Consider the following 16,573-nt stretch of genomic DNA (forward strand, 5'->3'; position numbering starts at 1 on the left):
GCTCCCGCCAGCCTCTCGATCAGGAGCAATCCGATGACGAAGCCCAGACCCGGCGCGCCTCGCCGCGTCGTCTTCCAGTATCTCGTGCCCGTCCATGTCGAAGTCGAGGACGGCCTCGTCCACAGCGTGACGGTGATCGACGAAACGCCCGTCGAACACCCGACCGTCGTGGAGGGGGATGCCGACTATCTCAAGGAGGCGGTGAAGGCCGCCAATGACGGCCAGCCCTGGCCGTCCTGGCAATTCGGCTTCTAGCCCGACCTTCTCTCCATCCAACCCCAACAGCCCGGCCGCCGCGCCGGGCTTTCGCGTTTTCAGGAGCCTGTCATGCCCGCTTACACCGTCGAAACGACCTACCGCGTGCCGGTCTACCGGCAGCGCACCTATCACGCCGCGACACCGGTCGAGGCCTGCCGCCAGGCCATCGAGGACGATGACTGGTCCAACGACAAGCTCGACTACGAGGCCGCCGGCAAAACTTACGTCACCGGCATCTGGATCGGCGCTGACGCCGCCTATTCGGGCGAGGCCGTCCCGGTCCCGTCGCACTTCGATGAGACCATTCAGCGGAAGGCCGCGCATTTCGAGGTGCTGTTCGGCCTCCTCAAGATCGTCGTTGCGGACCAGATCTCCCAGCGGCGTACGGATGCCTACTGGCTCGCACGGGCGAGCGCCGCGGTCGCGAAGGCCGAAGCGATCCTTGCTGGAGCGCGCGATCCCGACGAACCCGTCACGGCTCCACGCCCACGTCACGTCCTCGCGCAGATCCAGGAGGACCGCGTTCGGGACCAGATTGGCGCGATCATCGAGACCGATCTGGAATTCGCAGGTGTGACCGCGGACGCCGTGCCGGACGCTGACATTCACAGCGCATGCGTGTCCGTCGCCGCCAACATCGACTTGTCCGAGGAAGTCGGCGCGGCGGAATTCCGCGCGGCGCTCGCCGCCCTGCGAGCGGCGAAGCAGGCGGACGGAGGCTGAGATGCACGGCACCTATCTCCGCCTCGGCGTCACCGTCTGGGACAGCGACCGCACGGTGATTCGCGCCGCGCGGCGCAAGCTCACACGGTCCGCGCGGCGTGATCCGGCAAAGCGGGAGGCCCGCAGGCGCTTCTACCGCGAGATGCTGGCGCATCACTCCAACGCGCAGCGCCTCGTCGCTGAATTCCGGCTCTGACGCCGACAATCGCCATCCCGTCCTTCAACCAGCCCGGCCATCGCGCCGGGCTTCGTCGTTTCAGGAGCCTGACATGGCCGACTTCTTCACGCACTTCTCCTGCCTTCTCGATGTCCGCACGCCGGAGAACGCCGCGCGTGCGCTCGATCTCTACAATCGCATGATGGAGGAGAACACCGCCGAGGACCCGCCATCCGAGGCGTTTCTTCTTTCCATCCAGCCCGAGCATGGCGGAACGCAGCTCTGGATTCGCGATGACACGACCGGCGATCCGCAGGCCGTCATCGAATTCGTGCTCCGCTGCGCCGAGGAATTCGGCCTCTCCGGGCGCTGGGGTTTCCAATGGGCGAACACCTGCTCGCGCCCGCGCGTGAACGCCTTCGGCGGCGGCGCGCATGTGCTCGATCTCGGCCGCCGCAAAACCGTCGCGTGGATCGCGACCAATGGCTGGCTCGACCGCACCTTGTCCGCCCGGCTGGGAAAGCGAGGTGCGCAATGAGCATCCCCGATCACGCGCGCGCCAATTTCACGACGCTGCTCCGTGCTGCGGCGGACGGCAACCTCGCGCTCATGGAATGCGCCGACGCCATCACCGGCGAGGCGCACTACGTCATCTGTATCTGTGCCGTGGGGCGCGACGGCACGGATTTCGTGTTCACGCCGTTCGGCCATCTCGCCGACGGCAACCCCTTCGACGCCTACGTTCCTCCTTCGGTAACCCTGCCGGACGAACCGGCTCCCTGATCCTCGCGTGCGTGGCGGCGCGCGGTGAAGGCGGCGGCGTGACGAGAGGGAGAGCCTAGCCGGGACGGGTTTGAGCCGGAGCGGTCCAGAGAGAGCGCCGGCCGGCTCGCCCGTCTCCGCTCTCCCGAGGTTCACCGACATGACCCCGTCCACCGCTCTCGCGGCCGCGCCCGCGGTCGCGGCGTCGCCGCTTGCGTCTCCCTCCGATATCGCTCGCTGCATCGGCGCAGCCGCGCACCATCTCCTTCCGCATCTCGAACAGGGCCGTCAGGTCGACGCGGCAACCCTTCGCGCTGCGATGGAGCAGGCCTTCGGCGGCTCCGACACGTCCGGCGCCTGGGACTGGAAATCGGCCTACGACGCCTGCGAGGCCGCGACCGTCCTGTTTCTCCGCAAATACGGAAAGGCGCTTTTGCGCAAGGCCGGTTCTCCGGCCCTGGCCCTCCCCATGCTGGACAAGATCGTCGGGCTCCTGCCGACGCACACACGCCGCTCGATCGAGAGCGAGACCCTCCAGCAGTTCTCGACACCGATGCCACTCGGGCTCGCGGTCGCGACGGCCGCGGCGGTCACGCCAGCCGACCGCGTGCTCGAGCCTTCGGCCGGTACCGGCCTGCTCGCCATCCTCGCCGAGATCGCGGACGGAACGCTCGTCCTCAACGAGCTGGCGGAGACCCGCGCCGGCCTCCTCTCCCTCCTCTTTCCGGACATCGCCGTGAGCCGGCATGACGCCGCACAGATTCACGACCACCTCGACGCCACCATCGTGCCGAGCGTCGTGATCATGAACCCGCCCTTCTCGGTGATGGCCAACGTGCAAGGGCGCATGACGGATGCCGCCTACCGGCACATCGCCTCGGCGCTGGCGCGGCTCGCCGACGGCGGCCGCCTGGTCGCGATCACCGGCGCCAAATTCGCGCCGGACGCTCCGGCCTGGCGCGACGCCTATGTCCGGCTTCAGGAGCGCGGCCGTGTCGTCTTCTCCGCCGCCATCGACGGCCGCGTCTACGCCAGGCACGGCACGACCTTCCCGACGCGGCTGACCGTGATCGACAAGCGCCCGGCCGACAATCCCACCGTCTTCCCAGCCGCGCCCGGTGTCGCACCGAACGCTGCCACGCTGCTGGCCTGGGTCACAGAGCACGTTCCGGCACGGCTGCCGGTGGATGCCTGCGTGGCGGTGCCCATTGTCACCACGCCGCGCACCGTTCGCGGCTACGTCGCCCGTACCGCACAAGCCGCAGCGCGGCCAGCGATGGCGGCCGAGCCCGAAGGCATCGAGCTCGCCTACGAGACCGTCGACTGGACGCCGCCGCAGGGTGCGCGTCTCTCCGATTCCATCTACGAGGACTATGCGCTCCAGAGCATCCGGATTCCCGGCGCTCAGGACCATCCCACACAGCTCGTGCAATCGGCTGCGATGGCATCCGTCGCGCCGCCCAAGCCGGGCTATTGTCCGCGCCTGCCGGCGAACATCCTGAACCTGCTCTCGGGCGCCCAGCTCGAAACCGTGATCTATGCCGGCGAGGCGCATTCCGGCTATCTCGCCGGCGCCTGGACGGTGGACGAAACGCTCGACGTCGTGACCGCCGCGGCCGAGGACACCAAGGGTGCGGTTCGCTTCCGGCGCGGCTTCATGATTGGCGACGGCACCGGGGTCGGCAAAGGGCGTGAGGCCGCCGGCATCATCCTCGACAACTGGCTGCGGGGCCGTCGCAAGGCGGTGTGGATCTCGAAAAGCGACAAGCTGATCGAGGATGCGCAGCGCGACTGGTCCGCGCTCGGCATGGAGCGCCTCCTCATCACGCCGCTCTCCCGCTTCCCGCAGGGCAAGCCGATCACGCTGCGGGAAGGCATCCTATTTCTAACCTATGCCACGCTGCGCTCCGACGAGCGCGGCGAAAGGCTTTCCCGCGTCAAGCAGATCGTCGAATGGTTGGGCTCCGACTTCCACGGAGTGATCATTTTCGACGAAGCGCACGCCATGCAGAATGCGGTCGGCGCCAGGAGCGAACGCGGCGATCGGGAGCCCTCACAGCAGGGCCGCGCGGGCCTGCGGCTCCAGCACGCGCTGCCGGACGCACGCGTCGTCTACGTCTCCGCCACCGGCGCGACCACCGTGCACAATCTCGCTTATGCGCAACGCCTTGGCCTCTGGGGCAGCGAGGATTTCCCGTTCTCGACGCGCGCTGAGTTCGTGGAGGCGATCGAAGCCGGCGGTGTCGCGGCCATGGAAGTGCTTGCCCGCGACCTGCGCGCGCTCGGGCTGTACACGTCCCGTTCACTCTCCTTCGACGGCGTCGAATACGAGCCGGTCGAGCACGCGCTGACGCCTGAGCAGACCCGCATCTATGACGCCTACGCCGACGCCTTCGCGATCATCCACAACAACCTCGACGCCGCCATGCAGGCGGCCAACATCACAGGCGGCAGCGAGGGCGGATCGGGCACGCTGAACCGCCAGGCCAAGGCGGCCGCGCGATCGGCGTTCGAGAGCGCGAAGCAGCGCTTCTTCGGCCACCTGCTCACCAGCATGAAGACGGCGACCCTGATCCGCGCGATCGAGCGCGATCTCGAGGAAGGCCATGCCGCCGTCGTCCAGATCGTCTCGACGAGCGAGGCCCTGATGGAGCGCCGCCTCGCCGAGCTGCCGACCGAGGAATGGAACGACGTCCGCGTCGACATCACGCCGCGCGAATACGTCCTCGACTATCTCGCCCATTCCTTCCCGGTCCAGCTCTACGAGCCTTACACCGACAGCGAGGGCAAGCTGTCGTCGCGTCCGGTCTATCGCGACGGACAGCCGGTCGAGAGCCGCGAGGCGGTTGCCCGTCGTGATGCTCTGATCGCGAAGCTCGCAAGCCTGCCACCCGTTCCCGGCGCGCTCGACCAGATCGTCCAGCACTTCGGCGCCGACATGGTGGCCGAAGTGACAGGGCGCTCGCGCCGCATCGTCCGCAAGCCGGGCGGCGCCGGCCGAAGCGACCGTCTCGTCGTCGAGACGCGCGCGGCGTCCGCCAACCTCGCCGAGGCGCAGGCGTTCATGGATGACCACAAGCGCATCCTCGTGTTCAGCGACGCGGGCGGCACCGGGCGCAGCTATCACGCCGAGCTCACGGCGAGGAACACGCGCCTTCGCGTGCACTATCTTCTCGAGCCCGGCTGGAAGGCGGATACGGCCATCCAGGGCCTCGGCCGCACGCATCGGACCAACCAGGCGCAGCCTCCGCTGTTCAGACCGGTCGCGACGAACGTCAAGGCCGAGAAGCGCTTCCTCAGCACCATCGCGCGCCGGCTCGACACGCTCGGCGCGATCACGCGCGGCCAGCGCGAGACGGCCGGCCAGGGCCTGTTCCGCCCGGAGGACAATCTGGAATCCCACTATGCGCGGGACGCCCTGCGCCAGCTCTACGCGCTCATCGCCCGCGGCAAGATCGAGGGCTGTTCTCTCGAGCGCTTCGAGGCGGCCACCGGCCTCACGCTCACCGATGCGAACGGCCTCAAGGACCAGTTGCCGGGCATCAGCACGTTCCTCAACCGTATGCTGGCGCTGACCATCGAGCTTCAGGGGGTACTCTTCACCGCGTTCGAGCAGCTTCTCAACGCGCGCATCGAGGGCGCCATTGCCGCGGGCACCTACGATGTCGGGCTTGAGACGCTGCGCGCCGAGAGCTTCGTCGTCACCGGCCGGCAGACGATCTATACCCATCCCGGCACGGGCGCCGAGACGCGGCTTCTCACCATCAAGCAGCGCCAGCGCAACCGGCCACTCACGCTCGACGAGGCCTTGAGCCGGCTGAGCGAACGCGGGGCGCGGCTTCTCGTCAACGCGCGATCCGGCCGTGCCGCCGTGCAGGTCCGTGCCCCATCCGTCATGCTCGACGACGGCGAAGTCGAGTACCGCGTCCGCCTGATCCGGCCGATGGAAGCACCGAACGTGCCCGTCCGCGCGACGGCGGAGAGTCATTGGCAGGACGCCGACGAGGCGAGCTTCGCGGCCGCCTGGACGGCCGAACTCGCCGAAGTCCCCGCGTTCACGGACTCGACCTTGCACATGGTCTCCGGCCTGCTGCTGCCGATCTGGAAGCGGCTCCCGAACGAATCGACCCGCGTGTATCGCCTGCAGACGGACGATGACGAACGCATCATCGGCCGCAAGGTCTCTCCGGCCTGGGCCGCCACGGCAACCTCGACCGGCCTGCCGTCGCTGACGCCGGACGAGGCCTTCGCCGCCTTGATCGAGGGCAACACCGTCATCGACCTCGCCGAGGGGCTTCAGCTTCGCCGTGTCCGGGTGATGGGCGGTCATCGCATCGAGCTGGCGGGCTTCACCGACACCATGCGCGAGCGGCTCACCGCCTACGGCCTCTTCCACGAGATCATCTCGTGGAAGCTGCGCCTGTTCGTGCCCACCGACGCCAGCGGTCCCGCGATCCTCGCCAGGGTGATGGACCGCTATCCCATCGAGCGCGTCGGCGAGCGGGAGGCGCTGTGATGTCCCGGCTCGACGCTTCCGAACTGGCACGCCGGCTCGCGCGCAATGCCGAAGCGGTGTGCCGCCACTATCTGTCCAACGGTCATCGCGAAGGCCGCTACTGGATGGTGGGCGACGTGCGCAACACGCCCGGCCGCTCGATGTTTGTGCGCCTCATCGGCCCGGAGAGCGGCAAGGGCGCGGCCGGCAAGTGGACCGACGCCGCGACCGGCGAGCACGGCGACCTGCTCGACGTCATCCGCGAGAGCTGCGGCCTCGTGGATTTCGCGGACGTCGCGAGGGAGGCACGTGCCTTCCTCAGCCTGCCGCAACCCGAACCGCAGGCGCATGAACGTCGTCGCGCCATTCAGCCAGTCCCAACGGGTTCGCCGGAAGCCGCGCGGCGGCTGTTCGCCATGTCGCGGCCGATCCACGGCACGCTCGTCGAGACGTATCTCCGCCGGCGCGGCATTACGGCTTTGCACGGAACCGGTTCGCTGCGCTTCCACCCGCGCTGCTACTACCGGCCGGACGAGCATTCCGCCACGGAGACCTGGCCCGCCATGATCGCCGCCGTCACCGATCTCGACGGCCGCCTCACCGGCGCGCACCGGACCTGGCTCGATCCCGATGGCTTCGATCCCATCCGTCTCGGTAAGGCGCCGATCGACACGCCGCGCCGCGCGATGGGCGATCTTCTCGGACACGCCGTCCGCTTCGGCGTCGCCGGCGAGGTCATGGCCGCTGGCGAAGGCATCGAGACAATGCTCTCGCTGAGGATGGCGCTGCCGGACATGCCGATGGTCGCCGCTCTGTCGGCAGCCCATCTCTCGGCCATCCTCTTCGCCGACACACTGCGCCGGCTCTACATCGCGCGCGATGACGATCCGGCCGGCAACGGCGCGATGGCCGCGCTGATCGAGCGCGCGTCCCACGACAGCATCGAGGCGATCGTGCTGTCGCCACGACTCGCCGACTTCAACGAGGATCTCCGGATGCTCGGCCCCGACGCCCTACGCGCAGCCCTTCGGGCGCAGATCGCGGCCCGGGATGCCGCTCGCTTCATAGCCGAGGCCGCATAGCCCTGATGAACCTGGACGTGCGGCCGGAACGGATGATGGGGCTCGCCGTCACGCCGGCGGCCGATGCTGCTCGCGCCGGGACAGAGCCGCGCCCGCGGCCTTCCTGAGAGGCGAACGGGACGGCAAGCGGCCCGGCCCGGCAATGGCTGCGGCCGGCTATTTTCCGCCGGCGCTGACGCGCCTTTGCATCGCCAGGCAAAATAGCCGGCCTTCGCCATCCTCCGCTGGCGCTTCGGCCCTGCGCTTCGCTCCAGGTGCAGGGCCGGCCCGCCCACCGTCTTCCGTCGCCATGAAGGCCGCGAGGGTCGCGGCCAATCCAGCGACGGAGCATCCCATGACCAGCGACGACGACTTCGAGCCCCACCACAGCTCCTCCCCGACCGATCACGTCCTGACCGAGCTTCAGCTCTACGGCTTCCGCCCCTTCCAGGACGAACCCGACCCGCGCCCGCTTCCCGAGGGCAATGCCGTCGCCGGGGCCATCGCCGACATCTTCGACGCTCTTGTTGCCACGCTCGGCGACACCCGCCTCGAGCCCGATCTCGAGGACCTGCTCTGGTCGACCGTCAACATCTTCCACCGCGCCGCCGACCGCATCGCGCGCGAGCTCGACGACAACGAGCAGGCGCAGCGCCGGAGCCAGCAGGAGCAGGACGGCACCGAGGTCAAGTCGGTCGAGCTGGAGCGGCTCATCGCCGAGGGGCAGACCCTCATCGAGCGCCGCGACGCCTTCGAGCTGATGCGCGACCAGGCCTGCGAGCATTTCGAGCGCCACACCGGCTCGGCCTGGCGGCCGCGCAGTGGCTCGCTCGTCAACCACCGCGCCATGACCGCTGCGATGATCGACAGCCGCGACTTCCTCGCCGCGAAGAAGCGCGCCGAGACCGAGGTCATGCTGCCGCCCGGTCCCAAGGTCGCGCTGAGCGGCGGGCTCGACTTCAACGATCACCGGCTGATCTGGGCCAAGCTCGACCAGGTGCACGCCAAGCACCCCGACATGGTGCTCATGCACGGCGGCTCGCCGAAGGGCGCCGAGCGCATCGCCGCGCGCTGGGCCGATCACCGCAACGTGCCGCAAATCGCCTTCAAGCCGGACTGGGCAAAGCACGCGAAAGCCGCGCCCTTCAAGCGCAACGACGCCATGCTGGAGGTGCTGCCCATCGGCGTCATGATCTTCCCCGGCACGGGCATCCAGGAAAACTTGGCCGACAAGGCGAAGAAGCTCGGCATCCCGGTCTGGCGGTTCGGCGGCGCCTGAGCGCCGGCATCATCCTTGAAAAATGCTATCACATTCGTAATACTGATAGCGCCGCAGTCAATCCGCCGAGGACGCTATCATGCCCGCTGTCACTATTCGCAACCTCTCGGAGGAGGCGCATCGCGCCCTGAAGGTCCGGGCGGCGCAGCACAACCGCAGCACGGAAGCCGAAATGCGCGCCATTCTGGAAGCCGCCGTGCGCCCCGCGGGGCGGCTCAAGATCGGCACCGCGCTCTCGGAGATGAGCCGCAAGATCGGACTCAACAATGCCGATGTCGAGGCGGTCGAACAGGTTCGCGACACCCGGCCCGCCCAGCCGATGCGCTTCGGATGATCCTGCTCGACACCAATGTCGTCTCCGAGGCGATGAAGCCCGAGCCACATCCGTCTGTCCGGGACTGGCTCGACGCCCAGGCCGCGGAAACGCTGTTTCTCTCCAGCGTCACCATCGCGGAGCTGATGTTCGGCATCGGCGCGCTGCCCAGGGGCAAGCGCAAGGACCGCCTGGCAACCACGCTCGACGGCGTGATGGAGCTGTTCAAGCCGAGAGTCCTGCCCTTCGATACGCAAGCGGCGCGGCGATACGCCGACCTCGCCGTCAAGGCGCGCAAGGCCGGCAAGGGCTTCCCCACGCCCGACGGCTACATCGCCGCGATCGCCGCCGCGCACGGCTTCGCCGTGGCGTCGCGCCACACCGCCGCGTTCGCGGCCGCCGGCCTGACGGTCATCGATCCCTGGACGGGCGGCGGCTGATCAGCAGTCGGAGAAGTTTCTGATGCGGAACAATCCGGCTCAGCTACGCCGGACGGAAGCCGTTCGCGATGTCCGCTCACGCGCCGACGATCTTATGCTATAAAGCCCCTGCGCCGTGGTGGTGGTGGAAGGCGCGACCGTCAGATCCTTGTCTCACGGAGGCCACCACCATGATTTTACTCAGCGTGCTCGCCAGCATCGCCGCCATCGGCGTCATCTGCTGTCTCTTGTTCTACCTCGCGGTCTACGCGCTGCCGCTGTTCGCGGGCGTCATGGCAGGCGTCTGGGTGTATGGCACAGGCGCCGGCTGGCTTGGCGGAATCGCCGTCGGGGCGGTCGCCGGCCTCGCGACCCTGCTTGCCGGCCACCTCCTGCTCGCATTCGTCAAGCCGCTCTGGCTGCGGCTCATGATCTCCGCCGCTTTCGTCGCACCTGCCGCCATCGCCGGCTATCACGCGACACATGGCATCGTGAAGCACACGATGCCCTCCGAAACCTGGCAGGTCGCCTTCTCAGTTGTCGGGGCCGTTGTCGTCGGCATCACCGCCTTCGCGCGGCTGGCGACGCTGGCCCCGCCCGGCCGGACCGGCCACGGCGTGGCGCGCGCCTGAGACTGTTTCGGCGGTTCAAGGCATGACGAGATCACGCCTCCTGCGCGCTCCTCGTCGCCTGTTGGCAATTCGGGGGGAGAACGAGCGCCGGATTGCCAAGCTGGGCCCATAGTCACGCGCTGCATTGGAACGCGGGGTTGGCCCGCGCGACGAACCTCCACGCCATCGAAGACAGCGGGCTGGTCGCACGCCTGTCGCTGCTCATCGAGAGCATTGATGCGGCCGGTCCGGTCGCCTCGACGCGGGATGAGCGCCGTGCGCCGACGCCGCCGGACCCCTGCGGTTGCACGACGGAACCGCCAAGTTCTCCTTGATCCTCTCTGCCTGATCGAGCGCTCCATGCGGCCTCTTTGATGAGCTGATCTGGCCGCAGGCCGGCTTCGCCTCGACCGCCTATGCCGCAATGGCACCGGTCGACTTTCTTCCCCTGGGCTGCGCCCATTCCTCGCGAAACAAGAAAGTCTCCCGGCTGCCATCCTCCGCTGCGCTCCGGCCCGCAAGCAGGTGCGGCGTCGATCGCCTCCGGCCAACCGATCGCCATCGAGGCCGCAATGGTGCGGACTCGAAACAGAGATCAAGGAGAACTACCATGGCGACCATCGGCACCTTCAAGAAGTCCGGCAACGAGTTCGTCGGCCAGATCGTCACCCTCAGCGTCCAGGCCAAGAACGTCCGCATCGTCCCCGAAGCCACCCGCTCGGGTGAGAACGCCCCCAGCCACCGAGTCTTTGCGGGACGCGTCGAGATCGGCGCCGCCTGGACCAAGCGCTCCAACGAAGGCCGCGACTATCTGGGTCTCAAGCTCGACGACCCGTCGTTCACGGCTCCCATCTACGCCAACCTCTTCGACGACGAGGAAGGCGAAGGCTACAGCCTGATTTGGTCCCGCCCCAACCGCCGCAACGGCGAGTGAGGCGAAAGCCCCAGGCCCCGCCCGGCTTGACCGGGCGGGGCTTGCTCGCTCCCGGAGACGAGGCGTAAACGACCGAATCAGTTCACGGCGAGTCGGCTAACAGCCTGTCTTTGTCGGCCATTTTTGATCGCCTCCTTGACCAAGAACGACTATTTTAGTCGTAGTTCTGGCTGCTCGATCGGCCCGGTGGGAGGTGATCATGCATGATCACCGCCCGACAATGGCGGGCCGCTCGCGCGTTGCTGGGATGGACACAGGAGACGCTCGCGGACAAGGCCCTGGTATCGCTAACGGCGCTCAAACGACTCGAATCCGCTCACAGCGCCGTCTTCGAGTCGACGGAAGATCAGGTCCGTCGCACGCTAGAGGCCAACGGCATCGTCTTCCTGTCGTCCGACCAGGGCGAAGGAGTGATGCTTGTACGCGCGAAAGTGGGCGGCCACGGCAGAACTTGACGCGGCACCCCCGTGCAGCGGGCGGAAGAGCGTGCACGGCGCTCCTCTTGCACCGGCCGCCAGTGTGCGTAGGGTTAACAATCCGTTGCACCGAACCCGTGTCGACCGTCGGGGCTCGAATTGACACACCAAGCATTCCTAGACGAGCCGCCGCAAAGCACGCTGCTGACGAGCTACGACCGCGCTCACATGAAGCTCTACATGCGGCTGCTCGACGCGGAAACCGACGCCGCCGATTGGCGCGAAGCCGTGGCGCTCCTGTTCGGCATCGACGCCGGCAGGGAACCTGAGCGCGCCTATCGCGTGCACCGCAGCCATCTCGCCCGTGCCCGTTGGATGCGTGAGTACGGCTACCGGCAGCTCGCGCGCGAGGCCTGATATCGAGACGTGATGCTGTCCTAGCATCACCCCTTGCATGTTCGGCGGCTACCCGCCGTCGTCTCAACCCGCGATCGTATTCCTCCTTCGCACGCGCCCGACCAAAGGGTCAGGGGAGGAAACACATGGGTCCCGACACATCGCGCTGGCGCACCTCCGAGACCTACGACTATCTCGATTATCTCTTCGCGCCGGACCTCGCCTGGGAATGGCTGAGGCGCAACCCGAAATACCAACGAGACTTTGCCGAAAGCGAGCGATCCTCCGCTGCCGCCCAGCGCTTCGCCGTGCTGGTGCGGCCGCGCTGGGGGTTGCGCTTTCGCGATCGACCCGTCGCTCGCCGCCACGAACGCCCCCGTCTTCTGGACCCCCGATGTCGATCCCGGCACTGTCATCCTCACCGCAGCGCCTCCATCGCCTTCAGTGGAGAGCGCCGTCCCGCCTGACCTCGATGCGAATACCGCCCGCGACGGCGCAGACGGGTTAAGCATTGTCCAGGGTCGCGGCGCGAACGCCGTTCGACTCTTCCTCACAACTGATGCCTCGCCCGCGAACCCAGTTGTCGCATTGGTCCCGCTGGGGGCCGATGGCCTCGACCGCATCGACGCGGTCACCCGTCTTTGGCGTGCCGTCAACGGACGAAAGGTGCCGATCGACGGGCGACTGACCAAGCAGCAGCGTCGGCGACTTCGGCGCATGCTTCAGGCGGTGGATGGACACACGGAAGGGGCGAGTTACCGCGAAATCGCCGAAGCTATCTTCGGGGCCGCCCGCATCGCCGATGCGTCTTGGAAGACCTCCGCCCTTCGCGACGTGACGATTGATCTCGTGAAGGACGGCCTCGCGCTGATCGCTGGTGGCTATCGTGCGCTCCTGCGTCGGCGACGCCGTCAGTAGTTTTGCCGCGCTATTCCGCAGGGGTGCGATTTTAGCACTCGCATCTTCGCCATCCCCTCACGCAGCTTTCCTCCGCCACCGTGGCCTTCGCTCGCCGGTGCTCGCCGGCAACTTGAACGAACGCCCGGAGGTGCGACATGACGAATCTCGCCGGCTTGCCGCCGCGCTTCTTGCGGACGCCGGAGGCCGCCGACTTCCTCGGCCTGTCCAGCCGGACACTGGAGAAACATCGCACCTACGGCACCGGGCCGGCCTATCGGAAGCTCGGCGGTCGCGTCGTCTATGCGCTCGACGACCTCAAGGCCTGGGCCGACCGCGGCGCGGTCACCTCGACGTCCGACCCGCGCGGCTCCGTGCTGCCGGCCAAGCGCCACGACTCGGCCTCGGCGCAGGCCGGTCGTAGCCGCCGTTGAGAGGCGCGACATGTCCTGGGCGCGACGCCATAGCGAACGCGAGCAGCTCGATCTTTTCCGGGCGCTGCCCGGCGATCTCGCGCCGCGCGACGCGCAGGACCTCATGGCCTATCCGTTCTTCTCGCTCGCCAAGTCGAAGCGGCTGGCGCCGATCGACTTCAAGGCCGGCACCATTGTCATCCGGGTCGAGGCGGTCCCGGAGCACGGCATGGCGACGATCTGGGACGCCGACGTGCTGATCTGGGCAGCCTCACAGATCGTCGAGGCGCGCGACCTCGGCCTGCGGCCGTCGCGCCTGGTGGCGGCGACGCCATACGAAATTCTCTCCTTCATCGGCCGCGGGGTGAGCGCGCGCGACTACGACCGCCTGAAGGCCGCGCTCGACCGCCTGCAATCGACCACCGTCGCGACCTCGATCCGCCAGCCAACCGAGCGGCGGATGCACCGCTTCTCCTGGATCAACGAGTGGAAGGAGCGTGCGGACGCGCACGGCCGTCCGCTCGGTCTCGAGCTGATCGTACCGGACTGGTTCTTTGCCGCTGTCCTTGATGACGCGCTGGTGCTCACAATCGACCGCGCGTACTTCCGTCTGACCGGCGGGCTGGAGCGCTGGCTGTATCGCTTGGTGCGCAAGCACGGCGGCCGCCAGCACTACGGTTGGAGCTTCGACGTCGCCTATCTCCATGCGAAGTCCGGCAGCCTCTCACCGCTCAAGCATTTCGCCTACGACCTGCGCGACATCGTTCGCCGGCAGACGCTGCCCGGCTACCGGCTGACCATCGAGCAGCCGCCGGACGCCCCAGAACGCCTCGCATTCGTTCCCGTCGCTTCCGCGGCCCTCGCTCCGCTGCGGCCGCGCGGGACTTCTCGCGCTGGGGACAAGCTGTGAATCGCCTCGTGCTATCAGGGACGGAACCTATCGTGCCATCGGGGACCCGATCCTCGTGCCATCGGGGACCGGATTCATCGAATCCGAGCGTCGATTCAAAGCAATGTGCGCGGCGTAACTCTTCTAACCAGGATTCCTTCGGAATCTTTCTAACGGCCGCTCCGCGTTCCACACCTGTGGATGAGTGCCGCCAACGGGAGGCGGCGCCATGATCGTCGCGCTGCTCAACCAGAAAGGCGGCGTCGGCAAGACCACGCTCGCCCTCCACCTCGCCGGCGAATGGGCACGACGACGCCAGCGCGTCACTGTCATCGATGCCGATCCGCAAGGTTCTGCTCTCGACTGGTCGCAGCAGCGCGCACGCGAGAGCCTTCCACGGCTGTTCGGCGTGATCGGCCTGGCGCGCGATACGCTGCACCGGGAAGCGCCCGAGCTCGCGCGCAATGCCGATCACATCGTCATCGACGGCCCGCCGCGCGTCGCCGGGCTCATGCGCTCGGCACTGCTCGCGGCCGACATCGTCCTGATCCCGGTGCAGCCGTCGCCCTTCGACGGCTGGGGATCGGCCGAGATGCTAGCACTGCTGAGCGAGGCGCGCGTGTATCGCCCGCAGCTCGTCGCCCGCTTCGTCCTCAATCGATGCGCCGCGCGCACTGTCATCGCGCGCGAGACCGCGCTCACCCTCGCCGATCACGACCCGCCGCTGCTCGCCTCCAGGATCGGTCAGCGTGTCGCCTTCGCGGAGGCCGCGCAGTCCGGCCGCCTCGTCTGGGAAGCACACACAGAAAGTCCGGCGGCGCGCGAGATCACCGCTCTTGCGGCCGAAGTCGGGAGGCTGGCGCGATGACGCAGCGCTCCCCGAAACGCGCCTTCATCGCGCGGCCGGCCGATCCCGAACGCTGGATCAAGGCATCTGCACCGCGCCCCAACAGCAACGACGACGCGGCCGCTTTCACCGCGCGGCTGACGATCGACATCACGCCGGAGCTGCGCGGCCGCATCAAGATCGCAGCCTTCCAGCACGGCCTGACCGTCGCGGACATGCTGCGCGACCTGCTCGCCCGCGAATTCCCTCCAGCCGAAGGAGACCACCCATGACCGGTGCGCCTCACCTGCGCCTCGTGCCGTCGCCGCTTCCCGCCGACGGCTTGACACGCGTCGAGCTGACCTGGATCGAGAAGAAGGTCGAATACTGGATCCGCTTCGGCAAGGAGAAGGACGAGCAGATCCTCGACCGGCACCGCCGCGTGCTCGCCTTCACGCCCAACAGCGTCTTCGCCTTCGTGCGCTGGGCCTCCAACGACCATGGCACCATCTTGTCGCGCATCGACATCGTGCGCGCGATCACGCCCGGCGAGCGCTATCAGACGCTGCCCTTCGTGCGCCCCGGCGGCGACATCTTGCTCAAGATGGAGGGCTGGCCGAAGGTCGAGCGCGTCCTCCAGATCGTCGATGCGATCGAGGCGATCGGCATCGACCCGGCCGAGGTGTCGCCGCATCACTGGCGCCACGTCCACCACCGCCTGACCGCCGGCGAGGAGCCGCGCCGCTACACCGTGGAGCAGCATCGGGCGATCCTCCTGCGGCGGAGGGTCGAGCCGTGACGCGCCTCGGCTATGTCATGACGACCTCCCTCGCCGTGGTGGCGGTCGGCGTTCTCTCCTTCCTTCCAGTGACGCCGAGGCTCATCTGGAATGCGTCCGCCAGCGTACCGCTCGGCCTCTATTCCATCGCGCCGGCGCGTCACCTCGAAGTCACCGATCTCGTCGCGGTCGAGACGCCCGAGCCGCTCGCCTCCTTCATGGCCGAACGCCGCTATCTGCCCCGCGGCGTGCCGCTGATGAAGCGCGTCGCCGCCGTTGCTGGCCAGCAGGTTTGCCGGGACGGATCGCACATCACGGTCGACGGGATCGACATGGGCGACGCGCTGGCGCGCGACCGCGCCGGCCGTGTCTTGCCGTCCTGGCAGGGCTGCCGCCGCATCGCCCATGGCGAAGTCTTCCTGATGAACTGGGCCGCTCCCGACAGCATGGACGGCCGCTACTTCGGCCCGCTCGCCACGAAAACGATCATCGGCCGCGCGGTGCCGCTGTGGACCGACGAGGACGGCGACGGCCGCTTCCAATGGCACGCCGCAACGCGGTGACGGCGCGCCGAGCACGTCCCCTTCACCGCACATAGGGAGCTTTCAATGCCACAGATCGGAGAGTTCACCCGCACCAAGAACGGCTATGCCGGGCACGTCCGCACGCTCACGCTGAACGGCGAGATCGTGCTCATTCCGGCCGAGCATTCGGACGCCGAGAACGCGCCGGACTACCGCGTCCATCTCGGCGACAGCAACGGGCCTGAGATCGGCGCCGGCTGGAAGCGCACCGGCGAGAAGGCCGGCGACTACGTCTCCGTCCAGATCGACGACCCGGCGCTCAGCCAGCCGATCCGCGCCAACCTGTTCCAGTCCGGCGACGCAAAGTCGATCTGGGGCCTGCACTGGAACCGCCCTCAAAAGCGCCCCGAGCGGGATTGACG

Annotated in this window: 23 protein-coding genes; all 23 read left to right on the forward strand. The window is 67.9% G+C overall.

What is annotated here, in order from left to right:
- Positions 1–33: 33 nt before the first annotated feature.
- The gene (locus BBTA_RS36090) at positions 34–255 is read left to right on the forward strand and encodes a hypothetical protein (RefSeq protein WP_012047439.1); all 222 of its coding nucleotides are present in this window, start codon (positions 34–36) and stop codon (positions 253–255) included.
- 72 nt (positions 256–327) lie between these two features.
- Positions 328–981 (forward strand): hypothetical protein, encoded by a 654-nt coding sequence (locus BBTA_RS36095; protein WP_012047440.1) that lies wholly within the window; start codon positions 328–330, stop codon positions 979–981.
- A 1-nt stretch (position 982) separates the two neighbouring features.
- Positions 983–1,177: a hypothetical protein gene (locus BBTA_RS36100; RefSeq protein ID WP_012047441.1), complete on the forward strand. Its 195-nt coding sequence runs from the start codon at positions 983–985 to the stop codon at positions 1,175–1,177.
- A gap of 73 nt (positions 1,178–1,250) precedes the next feature.
- Positions 1,251–1,676, forward strand: a complete 426-nt coding sequence (locus BBTA_RS36105; RefSeq protein WP_012047442.1) for a hypothetical protein — start codon at positions 1,251–1,253, stop codon at positions 1,674–1,676.
- Positions 1,673–1,921, forward strand: coding sequence for a DUF6117 family protein (locus tag BBTA_RS36110; protein WP_012047443.1), 249 nt, complete (start codon positions 1,673–1,675; stop codon positions 1,919–1,921). Before BBTA_RS36105 ends, BBTA_RS36110 begins: the two co-directional genes overlap by 4 nt.
- A gap of 139 nt (positions 1,922–2,060) precedes the next feature.
- Positions 2,061–6,416, forward strand: a complete 4,356-nt coding sequence (locus tag BBTA_RS36115) for a strawberry notch family protein (protein WP_041751131.1) — start codon at positions 2,061–2,063, stop codon at positions 6,414–6,416.
- A complete protein-coding gene (locus tag BBTA_RS36120; protein WP_012047445.1) occupies positions 6,416–7,477 on the forward strand; it encodes a toprim domain-containing protein in 1,062 nt (353 codons plus the stop codon). The genes BBTA_RS36115 and BBTA_RS36120 overlap by 1 nt, the downstream gene beginning before the upstream one ends.
- Before the next feature lie 334 nt (positions 7,478–7,811).
- Entirely contained in the window at positions 7,812–8,735 is a 924-nt protein-coding gene (locus BBTA_RS36125; RefSeq protein ID WP_012047446.1) for a DUF2493 domain-containing protein, read from the forward strand.
- 79 nt (positions 8,736–8,814) lie between these two features.
- Complete coding sequence (locus BBTA_RS36130) at positions 8,815–9,069, forward strand: plasmid stabilization protein (protein ID WP_012047447.1); 255 nt, start codon at positions 8,815–8,817, stop codon at positions 9,067–9,069.
- Positions 9,066–9,488, forward strand: coding sequence for a type II toxin-antitoxin system VapC family toxin (locus BBTA_RS36135; RefSeq protein ID WP_012047448.1), 423 nt, complete (start codon positions 9,066–9,068; stop codon positions 9,486–9,488). The genes BBTA_RS36130 and BBTA_RS36135 overlap by 4 nt, the downstream gene beginning before the upstream one ends.
- 170 nt (positions 9,489–9,658) lie before the next feature.
- Positions 9,659–10,099 (forward strand): hypothetical protein, encoded by a 441-nt coding sequence (locus BBTA_RS36140; protein ID WP_041751132.1) that lies wholly within the window; start codon positions 9,659–9,661, stop codon positions 10,097–10,099.
- A 589-nt stretch (positions 10,100–10,688) separates the two neighbouring features.
- Entirely contained in the window at positions 10,689–11,012 is a 324-nt protein-coding gene (locus BBTA_RS36145; protein ID WP_041751133.1) for a DUF736 domain-containing protein, read from the forward strand.
- 203 nt (positions 11,013–11,215) lie between these two features.
- Positions 11,216–11,467: a helix-turn-helix domain-containing protein gene (locus BBTA_RS36150; RefSeq protein ID WP_012047452.1), complete on the forward strand. Its 252-nt coding sequence runs from the start codon at positions 11,216–11,218 to the stop codon at positions 11,465–11,467.
- 120 nt (positions 11,468–11,587) lie between these two features.
- Entirely contained in the window at positions 11,588–11,845 is a 258-nt protein-coding gene (locus BBTA_RS36155) for a DNA -binding domain-containing protein (protein ID WP_012047453.1), read from the forward strand.
- 125 nt (positions 11,846–11,970) lie between these two features.
- Positions 11,971–12,291: a transcriptional regulator domain-containing protein gene (locus BBTA_RS41175; protein WP_012047454.1), complete on the forward strand. Its 321-nt coding sequence runs from the start codon at positions 11,971–11,973 to the stop codon at positions 12,289–12,291.
- Positions 12,269–12,742 carry a DUF2285 domain-containing protein gene (locus tag BBTA_RS36160; protein WP_083780742.1) on the forward strand — a complete coding sequence of 158 codons (474 nt, stop codon included), beginning with the start codon at positions 12,269–12,271 and terminating at the stop codon, positions 12,740–12,742. The genes BBTA_RS41175 and BBTA_RS36160 overlap by 23 nt, the downstream gene beginning before the upstream one ends.
- Before the next feature lie 137 nt (positions 12,743–12,879).
- Positions 12,880–13,155: an AlpA family transcriptional regulator gene (locus BBTA_RS36165; RefSeq protein WP_012047456.1), complete on the forward strand. Its 276-nt coding sequence runs from the start codon at positions 12,880–12,882 to the stop codon at positions 13,153–13,155.
- Positions 13,156–13,165: 10 nt separating this feature from the next.
- Positions 13,166–14,044, forward strand: coding sequence for a replication initiator protein A (locus BBTA_RS36170; protein WP_012047457.1), 879 nt, complete (start codon positions 13,166–13,168; stop codon positions 14,042–14,044).
- A 208-nt stretch (positions 14,045–14,252) separates the two neighbouring features.
- Positions 14,253–14,891, forward strand: coding sequence for a ParA family partition ATPase (parA, locus tag BBTA_RS36175; RefSeq protein WP_041751135.1), 639 nt, complete (start codon positions 14,253–14,255; stop codon positions 14,889–14,891).
- Positions 14,888–15,142 (forward strand): hypothetical protein, encoded by a 255-nt coding sequence (locus BBTA_RS36180; protein ID WP_012047459.1) that lies wholly within the window; start codon positions 14,888–14,890, stop codon positions 15,140–15,142. The genes parA and BBTA_RS36180 overlap by 4 nt, the downstream gene beginning before the upstream one ends.
- Positions 15,139–15,648 carry a DUF2840 domain-containing protein gene (locus BBTA_RS36185; RefSeq protein WP_041751136.1) on the forward strand — a complete coding sequence of 170 codons (510 nt, stop codon included), beginning with the start codon at positions 15,139–15,141 and terminating at the stop codon, positions 15,646–15,648. Before BBTA_RS36180 ends, BBTA_RS36185 begins: the two co-directional genes overlap by 4 nt.
- Complete coding sequence (locus BBTA_RS36190; RefSeq protein WP_012047461.1) at positions 15,645–16,190, forward strand: S26 family signal peptidase; 546 nt, start codon at positions 15,645–15,647, stop codon at positions 16,188–16,190. Before BBTA_RS36185 ends, BBTA_RS36190 begins: the two co-directional genes overlap by 4 nt.
- Before the next feature lie 45 nt (positions 16,191–16,235).
- Complete coding sequence (locus BBTA_RS36195; RefSeq protein ID WP_012047462.1) at positions 16,236–16,571, forward strand: DUF736 domain-containing protein; 336 nt, start codon at positions 16,236–16,238, stop codon at positions 16,569–16,571.
- Positions 16,572–16,573: the final 2 nt, after the last annotated feature.

Source organism: Bradyrhizobium sp. BTAi1 (assembly GCF_000015165.1).
Taxonomy (GTDB): domain Bacteria; phylum Pseudomonadota; class Alphaproteobacteria; order Rhizobiales; family Xanthobacteraceae; genus Bradyrhizobium; species Bradyrhizobium denitrificans.

Excerpts from the sequence above, each read along its gene's own strand:
- BBTA_RS36090 (WP_012047439.1), top strand. The coding sequence starts at position 34 with ATGACGAAGCCCAGACCCGGCGCGCCTCGCCGCGTCGTCTTCCAGTAT.
- BBTA_RS36095 (WP_012047440.1), top strand. The coding sequence starts at position 328 with ATGCCCGCTTACACCGTCGAAACGACCTACCGCGTGCCGGTCTACCGG.
- BBTA_RS36100 (WP_012047441.1), top strand. The coding sequence starts at position 983 with ATGCACGGCACCTATCTCCGCCTCGGCGTCACCGTCTGGGACAGCGAC.
- BBTA_RS36105 (WP_012047442.1), top strand. The coding sequence starts at position 1,251 with ATGGCCGACTTCTTCACGCACTTCTCCTGCCTTCTCGATGTCCGCACG.
- BBTA_RS36110 (WP_012047443.1), top strand. The coding sequence starts at position 1,673 with ATGAGCATCCCCGATCACGCGCGCGCCAATTTCACGACGCTGCTCCGT.
- BBTA_RS36115 (WP_041751131.1), top strand. The coding sequence starts at position 2,061 with ATGACCCCGTCCACCGCTCTCGCGGCCGCGCCCGCGGTCGCGGCGTCG.
- BBTA_RS36120 (WP_012047445.1), top strand. The coding sequence starts at position 6,416 with ATGTCCCGGCTCGACGCTTCCGAACTGGCACGCCGGCTCGCGCGCAAT.
- BBTA_RS36125 (WP_012047446.1), top strand. The coding sequence starts at position 7,812 with ATGACCAGCGACGACGACTTCGAGCCCCACCACAGCTCCTCCCCGACC.
- BBTA_RS36130 (WP_012047447.1), top strand. The coding sequence starts at position 8,815 with ATGCCCGCTGTCACTATTCGCAACCTCTCGGAGGAGGCGCATCGCGCC.
- BBTA_RS36135 (WP_012047448.1), top strand. The coding sequence starts at position 9,066 with ATGATCCTGCTCGACACCAATGTCGTCTCCGAGGCGATGAAGCCCGAG.
- BBTA_RS36140 (WP_041751132.1), top strand. The coding sequence starts at position 9,659 with ATGATTTTACTCAGCGTGCTCGCCAGCATCGCCGCCATCGGCGTCATC.
- BBTA_RS36145 (WP_041751133.1), top strand. The coding sequence starts at position 10,689 with ATGGCGACCATCGGCACCTTCAAGAAGTCCGGCAACGAGTTCGTCGGC.
- BBTA_RS36150 (WP_012047452.1), top strand. The coding sequence starts at position 11,216 with ATGATCACCGCCCGACAATGGCGGGCCGCTCGCGCGTTGCTGGGATGG.
- BBTA_RS41175 (WP_012047454.1), top strand. The coding sequence starts at position 11,971 with ATGGGTCCCGACACATCGCGCTGGCGCACCTCCGAGACCTACGACTAT.
- BBTA_RS36165 (WP_012047456.1), top strand. The coding sequence starts at position 12,880 with ATGACGAATCTCGCCGGCTTGCCGCCGCGCTTCTTGCGGACGCCGGAG.
- BBTA_RS36170 (WP_012047457.1), top strand. The coding sequence starts at position 13,166 with ATGTCCTGGGCGCGACGCCATAGCGAACGCGAGCAGCTCGATCTTTTC.
- parA (WP_041751135.1), top strand. The coding sequence starts at position 14,253 with ATGATCGTCGCGCTGCTCAACCAGAAAGGCGGCGTCGGCAAGACCACG.
- BBTA_RS36180 (WP_012047459.1), top strand. The coding sequence starts at position 14,888 with ATGACGCAGCGCTCCCCGAAACGCGCCTTCATCGCGCGGCCGGCCGAT.
- BBTA_RS36185 (WP_041751136.1), top strand. The coding sequence starts at position 15,139 with ATGACCGGTGCGCCTCACCTGCGCCTCGTGCCGTCGCCGCTTCCCGCC.
- BBTA_RS36195 (WP_012047462.1), top strand. The coding sequence starts at position 16,236 with ATGCCACAGATCGGAGAGTTCACCCGCACCAAGAACGGCTATGCCGGG.